We start from the raw sequence: 11,815 nt of genomic DNA, 5'->3' as shown, positions 1-11,815 counted from the left end.
CAACTTCAGCTTTTCGCTTCCGTTTTCGGCGCGATTCTCAACTCTAGTCCATCTCGCTCTGTCCGTCAACTCCGTGTTTTTCGAAGTTTCCAGGCAGCCTGATCCGGTGTGAACCTTCTCAGAGAGTGGGATGAGAGTCCCGATCTGACCTGGGGCTTTTTAGGATTTCCTCCCGTGTGCCCCGGGCACGAACAGATACTTTACACAGGTTCCGGGGTGCTTGCAAACCGGATTGGACGTGACCTCCGCCACTCCCTCGGAGTCCCTGTGGGGCGGTGGTCGGCGATCCTCATCCGCGGGTGATGACCGCCAGGTTCTTCTTGCCCCGACGCACCAAGAGGTACTTGCCGTGCAGCCAGGCGGACTCATCAATCAGAGCCTCACCGTCATCAACCTTGGTGTTGTTGATCGAGGCGCCGCCCTGCTCCACCGCGCGTCGCGCCTCAGCTTTGGACGACACCAGGTCGGTGGCGACGAGTGCATTGATCGCCGTGGCGTTCTCCGCGGTGAGCTCGGCGGACTTCACCTCTGCAGCTACGGACTGCAGAGTTGCTTCGTCAATGTCAGCGATGTTGCCCTTGCCGAAGAGTGCCTCAGCGGCAGCAATGACTTTCCTGGTGGCTTCTTCACCGTGGACCAAAGAGGTGACGTCCCATGCGAGAGTGCGCTGAGCCTCCCGCTTGAAGGGCTCCTCCTTCACCGAGCGCTCCAGCTCCTTGATCTCCTCGCGGCTGCGGAAGGTGAAGACCTTCAGGCGTTCGAGGACATCGGCATCGGACTGGTTGAGCCAGAACTGGTAGAAGGTGTACGGAGAGCACAGCTCCGCATCAAGCCAGATCGCATTGCCTTCGGACTTTCCGAACTTGGTGCCGTCGCTGTTGGTGATCAGCGGCGTCCCCAGCGCGTGCACGGTCTTGCCCTCGACTCGACGCACCAATTCGGTGCCCGAGGTGATGTTGCCCCACTGGTCGGAGCCGCCGAACTGCAGAGTGCAGTTGTACTCGCGGAAGAGCTGCAGGTAGTCGTAGCCCTGGAGGATCTGGTAGCTGAACTCCGTGTAGGAAATGCCTTCCTCCGAATTCAGCCGCTTGGCGACCAGTTCCTTCTTGATCATGGTGCCCACGCGGAAGTACTTGCCGATGTCGCGGAGGAACTCAATGGCGCTGATGCCCTGGGTCCAGTCCAGATTGTTGACCATCCGGGCGCCGTTTTCTCCGTCGAAGGAGATGTAATGCTTGATCTGGTCCTGCAGACTCTGCACCCATCCGGCCACGATCTCCGGGGTGTTGAGCACCCGCTCGCCCGAGGCACGAGGGTCACCAATGAGACCGGTGGAACCTCCCACCAGCGCCAGCGGCTTGTGACCGGCCAGCTGAAGGCGGCGCATGGTCAGCAGCTGGACGAGGTGGCCCAGGTGCAGAGAGGCAGCGGTGGGGTCGAACCCGCAGTAATAAGTGAGCGAATCGCCCGCCAGGGCCTTCTCCAGCTCGTTCTCATCGGTGGAGACATGGACAAGTCCGCGCCACTTCAGCTCCTGCCAGACATTGTCGAAGCTGGAGTCATTCTGCTGTGCGGCCAGGGCGGGGTTAGTCGATACGTTCTCGCTCACGTCCTGTACGTTACCGGAATCCTGCAGGCAGTTCGCGAGACGCCACGACCCGCAGGGCATGAGTGGGCCGCGTCAACGCCACGTAGAGGCTGCCGATGCGACCCCGAGCTTCATCGAGAAGCTCCGCGGGCTCGGTGAGCACGACGGCGTCGAATTCCAGTCCCTTGGCCTCTTCAGCGGTCAGAGCCACCACGTCCTGGGTCATGGACCCGGCCCCGCGCCCCACACGCTTGCCGAAGGTCGCGATCAAGTCCTCGCGCACCGCTCCGATCAGCCGCTCCGGAACGATAGCTGCCACCAGGCCCTCACCGAGGCGCTTCTGCTCGGCGGTGACGGCCTCGGTCGTGGCGGTGACCAGTTCAGACTCCTCAACCTGTTCGATGACCGGCTCATGCTCCCCCTCTCGCACAGTGCGCAGAGAAGTGGTGTCCAGGCCGTTGGCTGCGGCAACGCGCTCCGCAAGGTCCACGATGATCCGCGGCGTGCGGTAGTTGACCGTGAGCTCTTCAATCCGCAGCCGGTCGGCGGCAAAGGGCTCCAAGGCCTCCTGCCAGCTGGCGGCCGCCGAGGGCGAGGACCCCTGAGCGATGTCGCCCACTGCGGTGAACGACTTCAGGGGGCAGCGGCGGAACAGGACGTGCCATTGCATGGGCGAGAGCTCCTGTGCCTCATCGACCACGATGTGCCCGTAGGTCCACGTGCGGTCGACCCCGGCTCGCTCGGCGGCGGTGAGCGCGGGACCGGACTCCGTGTTCAGCGCCACGACGTCGTCGGCGTTGAGGAAGCCCTCGATCCCCATCTCCTCGAGCTGGGCGGTCGCGTTCTCCACCGCCTTCTTGGCGTTCTCGAGGTCCTTCTCCCGCATGGCTTTCTGACGGGCTTCTTCGCGTCCGGCCGTCTCGTCGAGATCGCCCAGCAGCTCGGCGGCCTCGTCCAGCAGCGGCACATCGGCAAGGGTGAAGGGGCTCCCCGGCTCCCGGCGCAGCAGGGCCCGCTCCTGCTCGCTGAGCGAAGGGGCGACGTCTGCCAGGTAACCCGGCTTGGAGAACAGGTCCTCCAAGAGGTTCTGCGGGGTGCGCGGCAGCCAGCACAGGTTCAGCAGGACCCGGACGTCGCGACTGGTGCGCACGTCCTCGACCAGGTAGCTGCGGTCAGCGTCATTGCCGGCGGAGCTCTTCTGCAGCTGGCGCTCCAGCTTCTCGGCGATCTCCTTCACCACGACCTTTACGAAGGTCGCACGAGCCTCGTTGTACGGCTTGCCCGTGGCACGGGCGCGCTCCAGGCCACGCTTGATCATCTTGGGAGTGACCGTCACCTCGGCGCCCTCGACCATCACCGTGCGCGGGCCGGCGATGCTGCGCTTGCGGTGGGCAACGGCGTCGGCGATGATCTCACGCCAGATAAGACGGCCCTTGATCTCAGCGACGCGAGGATCGGACTCCTCCACCCCGCGCACACCGGGGTAGAGATCCGCGAGGGAGGACATGACCACACCCGTCTCGCCCAGAGAGGGCAGGACCCGTTCGACGTAGGACATAAACGTGGCGTTGGGGCCCACGATGAGCACGCCGGCGGATTTCAGGCGCTCCCGGTGCGCGTAGAGCAGGTACGCGGCACGGTGCAGCGCCACCGCCGTCTTGCCAGTTCCCGGCCCGCCCTGGACCACCAGCACGCCGGAGCGGTCCGCCCGGATGATCCGGTCCTGCTCGGCCTGAATGGTGGCTACGATGTCGCCCATCTGGCCGGTACGCCGTGCGGTCAGGGCCGCCAGGAGCGCACCATCGCCGTGGTTCTCCTGCGTCTCCTGCAGCAGCGCGGCATCGAGGACCTCGTCCTCGAGTCCCTGGACTTCGCGACGCTTGAGCAGCAGATGACGACGACGCCGAACTCCCTGCCGATCAAAGGCTGTGGCCTGATAGAAAACACCGGCCTCGGGAGCGCGCCAGTCGATCATCAGACGCTGACGCGATTCGGTGGTCAGCCCGATGCGTCCGATATAGCGCGTCTCCTCCGTATCCAGGTCCAGCCGTCCGAAGACCAGCCGGTCATCGACTGCGTTCAGCTGTGCGAGGCGGTCCTCGTAGAGGGTCGCGAAAGCGTCACGCTCGGAGACGTTCTGCATGGTGCCCACGGCTCCGGAGCTGCGGACCTGGGTCAGCTGGGCTTCCTTCTCCTCCCGCAGCTCGTCCAGCCGGTGGTACAGGGCTCGCACATACTCGCGCTCCTCTTCGATCCCGGCCCCCAGGGACGGCACCGGAATGTCCTTCGCAGCGGACTCCTTCGAGGCCTCGGCGGTCTTCGCCGTCTCAGCGGCGGGGGTGGAGGTGTCGGTGTCACTCATCAACCAGTGCAGCTCTCAGTCGTGGGGCGGCGCGGTGGGCGCCACGGATGACCATCAATCTTACTCCGCAGAAGGTAAACGGAAAGTGTCCTGTCCATTTTGGGTCGGTGACGCTCCCTGCACCCCTCAGTTCTGGCCAGGCGGGACACCCCTGCCGGGCCGATAGGCCGAGACGCTGCGGTCCCCGGTGATCCAGAACCGCCACGGGAATTGTGCGCTGCCGCCCACCCCGGAGACCCCCACACGAGGGCCCGCACTGATGTCCTCGCGTCCGAGCTGTGTGGGCGCAGGCGCCAACGAGAAGGTGACCAGTGGGTGCGGATCGGAATCCGCCGCCGGCCCGTCCGCGCGGGCCGGGGCATCGTTGAGTTCCAGTGGGCTGCCGTCCATGGGCAGGATGATGCCGAGCCCCTGGCCGAGCCGTCCGGGCCCAGAGAGCAGCTTGGCGGCGGTGTCCTTTCCACCGCGCCTTTCCAGCGCCAAGTCCCGCCCGCGAACCACCTCTCCGGCCCGCAGCAGCACTCCCCCGGCGCCCTCGGCATTGGCTACCAGGTTCAGGCAGTAGTGAATCCCGTAAGACTGGTACACATAAGTACGCCGAGGCGGGCCGAACAGTGAGGCGTTGCGAGCGGTGCGTCCGTTGAAGCTGTGCGCTCCAGGATCCTCTCCCTGGTCGCCGTAAGCCTCCACTTCGGTCAGTCGCACCGTCACACCGCCGCGGGGGGTCATCACCGTGAGCTCACACCCGAGCAGCGCTGGCGCTATCTCGACTGCGTGCTGGTCAAAGAGCGCCGAGAGTCCCTGAACGTTCATAGCGCCCCATCATGGCAGATCGGTGTGCCGGCTAGGCCTCACGTCCAGACGAAGTTCCAAGTGCCCAGGGCCATGGCGGCCGCCACTGCCGACCCGGCGATCAGCGCAGCCACCAGGAGAACCGGCACGTCGCTGAGGCGCATGCGGGCCGGGCGCGCCCAGGTACGCGGCCCGGCCCCAAACCCGCGCGATTCCATGGTCACCGCCAAGCGAGTAGCCAGACGAACAGCTTGGACCAGCAGCCCGAACGTCTGCGAAGCCGTGGTCCGCAGCGATGCCAGGACGCCCGATCCCGCACCCAGACCCCGTGCACGCCGGGCATGACCCAAGGTCATCCAGTGCTGTGCCAGCAAGCCCATGAGGCGCATCGCCGCCAGAGCTCCCAGCACAAACCGTGCGGGCAGTCTCAGCTGCTGGGCGAGCGCATCCGCCAGGTCCGTGGGATCAGTGGTGGAGAAGACGATGATCGAGGGCAGCACGATAGCGAAAGCTCGGGTCCCCAGTGCAATGCCGAGCTCAACCGACCCTTCACTGATCGTCGTGAATCCCAGATTCACCAGCACGCGGCCTGACTCCTCCGCGGCAATAGCGGTACCCCATACGGCCACGAGGGCTCCTACGGCGAAGGGCCATGTCCTCAGCAGGAACGTCCCTGCACGGATACCGGCGGCCGGCAGCAGCAGGAAGCTCGCGGCCATCACCACCACGGAGCTGACCCAGTCGATCGTCATGACCAGTGCACAGGTGATCAGCACCAGCCCGATGAGTTTGGCCAGCGCATTGCGACGTCCCAGCCAGGAAGTGTCCTTCACGCCGCCGAAGCCCGGAGGCCCGGCGGGCTCATGCCTCGGTCGCTCCTGTGGGCCACTCGTGGGCGAATCACCGGCACCGAGCTCCAGCCGTTCCGCGTCCAGGGCGCGCAGAAAAGCCTCATCGTGGGTCACCGCGCAGACCGCGCCTCCGTCGGCCAGGTGTTCGCGGAGCAGGAGAACCAGATCTGCGAAGGTCCGGGCATCCTGGCCGAAGGTAGGTTCATCCAGAAGCAGCAGCGGCGGCCCTGCGGCGAGCGCGGTGCCCACTGACAGACGCCGCTTTTCCCCGCCCGAGAGGGTGAAGGGGTTGGCCTCCGCCAAACCCTTCAGATTGAGCCGGTCCAGGAGCACAGCGACACGCTCCTGCACCTGCTCCTCGGAGTAGAGCGGCTCTCGGGAACCCGGCTCTACGGCCTGCCGGGCGCTCAGTGCCAGCTCCTCGGCCACGCTGGTGGTGACGAACTGGTGCTCGGGCTCCTGGAACACCATGCCAATGCGCGCCGTCAGCTCACCGGCGTCCCAGGTGAACGGATCCGCGGTCTCTTCCACTCTGGACACTGGGGAACCGGATGCGGCCACAACTTCCAGGGTCCCGCCGTGGCGAGGCAGCAGCCCGGCCAGCGTCAGCAGGAGCGTGGATTTCCCTGCTCCGTTGGCGCCGGTGATGCCTAGTGTGGTGCCGGCGCGCACGGTGATCTCTTCTTCGATGCGCAGAGCCCGGGGGCTGGTCCTGCGTCGCCACGAGGTCTTGGGCGAGTGCCGGGAAACGGCCAGTCCGTGACCCCGCAGCAGCACAGGGCCGGACCCGGCAGCACCTCGGCTACTCCGGCTGGCTCGCAAGGCAGGCGTGGAGAGTGGGTCGATTCCAGGGACCCATAGTCCCATTTCGACCAACTCGGCGCGCAGGGCGTCGTCCTCATAGATCGACGACGCCGGCACGCGTCTGGCGCCTCCACCCGGCTGCAGCACGACCAGAGTGTCCACGTGCGGAGCCCATACGTGGAGCCGGTGCTCGACCACGATCATGGTGGCCTCGGTGCGGCGGGCCGCCGCGACCACGGCGTCACGGATCTGCACCACCCCCTCGGGGTCGAGATTGGCGGTGGGCTCATCCAGCAGCAGCAGACCCGGCTCCATCGCGAGGATGCCGGCCAGGGCCAGCCTCTGCTTCTGTCCCCCGGAGAGCGCCGAGGTGGGGTGTTCCAGGTCAAACTCCTGGAGCCCGACGGCCTTCAGGCAGTTCCGCACTCTGGGCCAGATCAGCGCGGGATCCACCGCGAGGTTCTCGGGGGCGAACGCGACGTCATCGCCCATCCGGGCGAGCACCACCTGGGACTCCGGGTCCTGTTGCATCAGCCCGGCGGCACCTCGGGCTTGGTCGGCGGGCCGCCCATTGATTAGCAGCTGGCCGCGGGAGGTCGCATCCTCCCCGTGAAGGACTCCGGCGAGTCCGTGCAGGAAAGTGGATTTGCCGGCTCCCGAGGGACCTGCCAGCAGCACCTTCTCCCCCGGCGCGATATGCAGGTCAATATTCTGCACCGCCGGGGTCGAACGGTCGGCGTGCTGCCAGCTCCACTCCGAGGCCACAACGTCTGCGCCGGGCGCTCGCACCCCGGCAGAGGCACTCGTGGCCGTCATCAGCGCGGTGCGGAGGCGGGATGCTCGGTGTGCCCCTCACGCCGGCGGATCAGAGCCGGTTCACGGTGGGCCCTGCGCGAGGCCAATGGGGACAGCACGGCTGCGGCGGCCAGCCCTCGGGTGAGGAACCATGGCATCAGGCCCGCGATGATGGCGCCCGAGAGCGCGAAACATCCGATGTGGACGGCGGTCTCCAGCGGAGCGTAGGCGTACATAGGCACAATCCAGTGGTACGTGACTCCCCCGGCCAGTCCTGCTCCCGCCCCGGCAAGCATGGCCACGTCAACGGTGAACCGCCGGTAGAGGAAGGCCAGCACGATCAGTTCGGCCCCCAGACCCTGCATGAATCCTGAGGAGAGGACGGTCAGGCCCCACTGGGAGCCCAACAGGGCTGAGACGGAGGCGGCCACCATTTCGCAGTAGATCGCGGCACCAGGTTTGCGGATGATGAGCGCCCCGAGCACGGCGGGGAAGAGCCACATCCCGTGCACCAGAGTTTCCACGGGCGGATAGAAGGCGAAGAGCGAGCCCACCGCGTGGTAACTGAGGTTCCAGGCCCAGAAGATGACGCCGGAGGCCACCGCGAGGGTGGAGGCCACCACGATGTCTGAGACGCTCCACCGGAATGTGCGGGCGCGCTGAGGCTGGGGTCGGACTGAGGAGGGTGCGTCAGGGCGCACAGAATGGTGAGTCATATGCTCGACTTCCTTCGCAGGTTCTAGCCTGGGCAGGTTCAAGGGTCTGGGCCATCAGCCCACTCTCAGCGACTGTCGTACGGCGAGGCGCCGTCACGGGGTCGCTCCCCTGTCGGATGTATTCAGTTCACGCCACCGATCGGTGACTCACAGCACATTAGCACGACGACGCCGTGCTGGTTCTCGGCGGCGGCAGTCAGGCGAGCTCCGCAGGTCCGTAGCCGGCCTGCGGCCGTCCTCAGGGAGCGCCGAAGCCCTCAGCAGTGGCAGGTTCGTCCGTTTCCTGCTCGAAGGCCGAGGCGTAGAGATGCGCAGCACCAGCGACCTGGGCCAGATACTCCGTGGACTGGTTATAGGCCAGGACAGCGTCCGTGAAGCCCTCCGGGGTGGTGAGCTCGCCGCCGCGCTGACAGAGATAGGAGGCGGCCGTCAGCGCGGCGTCATCATACTGGTGGGGATCGGCCTGGCCGCTGCGGCTGCCGTCGAGAGCGTAAGTGCGCCAGGTGGTGGGAATGAACTGCATGGGTCCCACGGCACGGTCAAACTCGTCGTCGCCGTCAAGCTCGCCGCCGTCCGTATCCGGAATCTCCATGAGTCCCGGACTGCCGTCGAGCGCGACGCCGACGATGGGCGGATCCACCCGCCCGTCGTCGTCAACTTCTGCACCGCCATAGGTGCCGTGGTGAGACTCGACCTGACCAATCCCGGCCAAGGTATTCCAGCCGATCCCGCAGCCAGGATGCAGCTGATGGGCCCGCAACGCAGCACCCGCATAGGCCGCAAGTGCCCGTTCCGGGATGCCCGTAGCTTCGGAGGCATCCTGGATCCAGTCAGGGTCGGGCAGCTGATCGATCGGCACGGCATCGATAGGCTCTCCCGCCGGCACCCCGGTGGGGTCGGCGAACTGCCCAGCCCGTGGTGGATGCAGCTGCTCGGGGACCTCCGGATAGCTTTCGGCAGCTGGAACCGGGGCCTCATCGTCAGAGCACCCGGTCAGCAGGGTAGAGAAGAGAAGAACGGCCGCCGCAGTCGCGACGGCCGTTCCCGGAAGACGGGATTCCACCTAGGCGACGCTGTCCGGTCCGACGTTGCTTCCGGCAGTGCCGGCGAACGCTCGCAGGGGCTCCAGCTGCCGGTCAAGCTCCTGGAGCTGCTCGGCCACGGCCGAAGGCGCGGTGCCACCCCGGGAGGACCTGGAGTTCAACGACCCGAAGGTCGTCAGCACCTCCCGCACCGCCGGGGTGAGGTGTTCGGAGATACCGGCGAACTCCTCGTCGGTGAGGTCCCAGAGCTCGACGTCACGGGCCTCGGCCACGCGCACGGCCTCGCCCGCCAGCTCATGGGCAACGCGGAAGGGCACGCCCTGACGCACCAGCCACTCAGCGATGTCCGTGGCCAGTGCGAACCCGCGTGGAGCCAGTTCGGCCATCTTCTCGGTGTGGAAGACGAGGGTGCCGATCATGCCCGAGACCGCGGGCAGCAGCAACTCCAGCGTGTCCACGGCGTCGAAGAGCGGCTCCTTGTCCTCTTGCAGGTCGCGGTTGTACGCCAGGGGCAGGCCCTTGAGCGTAGCCATGAGCCCGGTGAGGTCGCCGATGAGACGGCCGGACTTGCCGCGGGCCAGTTCGGCGACGTCGGGGTTCTTCTTCTGGGGCATGATCGAGGAGCCGGTGGAGAAGGCGTCGTCGAGAGTGACGAACCCGGCCTCCTTGGTGGCCCAGAAGATGACCTCTTCGCTGATCCTGGACAGATCCACGCCGATCATGGCGGAGACCCAGGCGAACTCGGCGTAGACGTCGCGGGCGGCGGTGCCATCGATGGAGTTCCACGCGGCCTCGGTGAAGCCCAACTCCTCGGCCACCCGCTGCGGGTCCAGGCCCAGGGATGAGCCGGCCAGCGCGCCGGAGCCGTAGGGCGAGACGGCGGCACGCTTGTCCCAGTCCGTCAGTCGCTGCAGATCCCGGGTGAAAGCCCAGGCGTGGGCCAGCAGGTGATGACTCAGCAGCACAGGCTGGGCGTGCTGAAGATGGGTGCGTCCGGGCATGGGCGCCTCAGGATGCGCCTGGGCCTGGGCCACCAGCGCATCGATCGTCTCCAGCACGCCGGCGGCGATGACGCGAGCATGGTCGCGCAGGAACATCCGCCCCATGGTGGCAATCTGGTCGTTGCGGGAACGGCCGGCGCGCAGTTTTCCGCCCAGCTCCTGGCCCGCCCGCTCCAGGAGCCCGCGCTCCAGGGCGCCGTGCACATCCTCATCGCTGTGGGCCGGGGCGAACGCGCCCGAGAGCACATCCTCCTCCAGACGATTCAGCGCAGAGAGCATTCCCTCCAGCTCCGCCTCCGTGAGCAGACCGGTACGGTGCAGAACACGGGCATGGGCCCGGGATCCGGCGATGTCATAACGCGCCAGCCGGAAGTCGAAATGGGTCGACTTGCTCAGGCGCGCCAGGGCGTCGGCGGGTCCGGAGGCAAAGCGCCCACCCCAGAGGGCACCTTCATTCGTACCGGAGCTGCGTCCCGGCAGGGGTTCCGTGCTCATGTGGTCTCCACACCGGCGCCGGAGAGATCGGGCTTGCCGTAGAGGCGCTCCTCGCGCTGAGAGGCGGTCTTGGCCGAGAGCCCGTAGATGTCAATGAATCCCCGTGCGCTGGACTGGTCGAAGGTGTCGCCGGTGTCATAGGTGGCCAGGTTGAAGTCATACAGGCTGGTCTCGGAACGACGGCCCTGCACGGTGGCGCGACCGCCGTGCAACTCCAGGCGAATCTCGCCGGAGACGTACTTCTGCGTCTCGTCGATGAAGACGTCCAGATTCTTCTTCAGCGGGGAGAACCACTGGCCGTCGTAGACCAGCTCGGTCCAGCGCTGATCCACGGTCTTCTTAAACCGGGCCTGCTCACGCTCCAGGGTGATGTTCTCCAGCTCACGGTGTGCAGCCATCAGAGCCATGGCTCCCGGAGCCTCGTAGATCTCGCGGGACTTGATGCCCACCAGACGATCCTCGACGATGTCGATCCGCCCAACGCCCTGGGCGCCCGCGCGGCGGTTCAGGTGCTCGATGACCTGCAGCGGGGTCAGCGTCTCACCGTCCAGGGCCACGGGCACGCCCTGATCAAAGGTGATGGTGACGACGTCGGGCGAAGGCGGGAACGCCGGATCCTCGGTGTAGTCGTAGACATCCTTAGTGGGACCGTTCCAGATGTCCTCCAGGAACCCGGTCTCCACCGCGCGGCCCCAGACGTTCTGGTCGATCGAGAAGGGGTTCTTCTTGGTGGTCTCGATCGGCAGGTTGTGCTTTTCGGCGTATTCGATGGCCTTGTCGCGGGTCAGCGCCAGGTCGCGGACGGGCGCGATGCACTTCAGCTCCGGGCCCAGCGTCTGGATGGAGACTTCGAAGCGGACCTGATCATTGCCCTTGCCGGTGCAGCCGTGGGCCACAGTGGTGGCTCCGAACTGCTGCGCCGCTGCCACCAGGTGCTTAGAGATCACGGGGCGGGAGATCGCGGAGACCAGCGGGTAGGCGTCCATGTAGAGACCGTTGGCCTTCAGCGTGGGCATGCAGTACTGCTCGGCGAACTCATCGCGGGCGTCGGCGACGTAGGCCTCCACCGCGCCGCAGTCCAGGGCGCGCTGGCGCACAGTCTCCAGGGACTCGCCGCCCTGTCCGACGTCGACGGCAACGGCAATCACTTCGGCACCGGTGGCCTCAGCGATCCAGCCGATGGCAACAGAGGTGTCGAGGCCGCCCGAGTAGGCGAGAACAATACGGTCAGTCACGAGGTGGCTCCTAGAAGGTCGGCGCGTGAGGTGTAGCGCGGTTCGGATCGTCCCAAGTCTACATAAATATTCAAAGCTATGCATACTTATCAGCGAAGCGTCGGCCCTGCCCCTCAGCCTATCGAGTGAAAGT

8 protein-coding genes and 1 riboswitch are annotated in these 11,815 nt (G+C 66.3%); all 8 genes read right to left on the bottom strand.

What is annotated here, in order from left to right; all coding sequences use genetic code 11:
• Nucleotides 1-289: 289 nt before the first annotated feature.
• Nucleotides 290-1,609 (bottom strand): tyrosine--tRNA ligase, encoded by a 1,320-nt coding sequence (gene tyrS, locus RH857_RS11300; RefSeq protein WP_310538079.1) that lies wholly within the window; start codon nucleotides 1,607-1,609, stop codon nucleotides 290-292.
• A 10-nt stretch (nucleotides 1,610-1,619) separates the two neighbouring features.
• Nucleotides 1,620-3,950 carry a UvrD-helicase domain-containing protein gene (locus RH857_RS11295; protein ID WP_310538078.1) on the bottom strand — a complete coding sequence of 777 codons (2,331 nt, stop codon included), beginning with the start codon at nucleotides 3,948-3,950 and terminating at the stop codon, nucleotides 1,620-1,622.
• Nucleotides 3,951-4,076: 126 nt separating this feature from the next.
• Nucleotides 4,077-4,763, bottom strand: coding sequence for a DNA-3-methyladenine glycosylase (locus RH857_RS11290; protein WP_310538077.1), 687 nt, complete (start codon nucleotides 4,761-4,763; stop codon nucleotides 4,077-4,079).
• A 38-nt stretch (nucleotides 4,764-4,801) separates the two neighbouring features.
• Nucleotides 4,802-7,213, bottom strand: a complete 2,412-nt coding sequence (locus RH857_RS11285; protein ID WP_310538076.1) for an ATP-binding cassette domain-containing protein — start codon at nucleotides 7,211-7,213, stop codon at nucleotides 4,802-4,804.
• On the bottom strand, nucleotides 7,213-7,908 hold the full coding sequence (locus RH857_RS11280; RefSeq protein ID WP_310538075.1) for an ECF transporter S component: 696 nt from the start codon (nucleotides 7,906-7,908) through the stop codon (nucleotides 7,213-7,215). Before RH857_RS11280 ends, RH857_RS11285 begins: the two co-directional genes overlap by 1 nt.
• Nucleotides 7,901-8,029: riboswitch (TPP riboswitch) on the bottom strand. Its footprint overlaps the gene before it by 8 nt.
• Before the next feature lie 117 nt (nucleotides 8,030-8,146).
• Entirely contained in the window at nucleotides 8,147-8,971 is an 825-nt protein-coding gene (locus tag RH857_RS11275; protein WP_310538074.1) for a lytic transglycosylase domain-containing protein, read from the bottom strand.
• Complete coding sequence (gene argH / locus RH857_RS11270; protein WP_310538073.1) at nucleotides 8,972-10,447, bottom strand: argininosuccinate lyase; 1,476 nt, start codon at nucleotides 10,445-10,447, stop codon at nucleotides 8,972-8,974.
• Nucleotides 10,444-11,682 (bottom strand): argininosuccinate synthase, encoded by a 1,239-nt coding sequence (locus RH857_RS11265; RefSeq protein WP_310538072.1) that lies wholly within the window; start codon nucleotides 11,680-11,682, stop codon nucleotides 10,444-10,446. The genes argH and RH857_RS11265 overlap by 4 nt, the downstream gene beginning before the upstream one ends.
• Between the last annotated feature and the right edge of the window lie 133 nt (nucleotides 11,683-11,815).

This window comes from Nesterenkonia flava, from assembly GCF_031432335.1.
GTDB classification, from domain to species: domain Bacteria; phylum Actinomycetota; class Actinomycetes; order Actinomycetales; family Micrococcaceae; genus Nesterenkonia; species Nesterenkonia flava.
This window is presented reverse-complemented; position numbering and strand designations above follow the sequence as displayed.

Excerpts from the sequence above, each read along its gene's own strand:
- RH857_RS11285 (WP_310538076.1), bottom strand. The coding sequence starts at position 7,213 with ATGACGGCCACGAGTGCCTCTGCCGGGGTGCGAGCGCCCGGCGCAGAC.
- RH857_RS11290 (WP_310538077.1), bottom strand. The coding sequence starts at position 4,763 with ATGAACGTTCAGGGACTCTCGGCGCTCTTTGACCAGCACGCAGTCGAG.
- RH857_RS11280 (WP_310538075.1), bottom strand. The coding sequence starts at position 7,908 with ATGACTCACCATTCTGTGCGCCCTGACGCACCCTCCTCAGTCCGACCC.
- argH (WP_310538073.1), bottom strand. The coding sequence starts at position 10,447 with ATGAGCACGGAACCCCTGCCGGGACGCAGCTCCGGTACGAATGAAGGT.
- RH857_RS11295 (WP_310538078.1), bottom strand. The coding sequence starts at position 3,950 with ATGAGTGACACCGACACCTCCACCCCCGCCGCTGAGACGGCGAAGACC.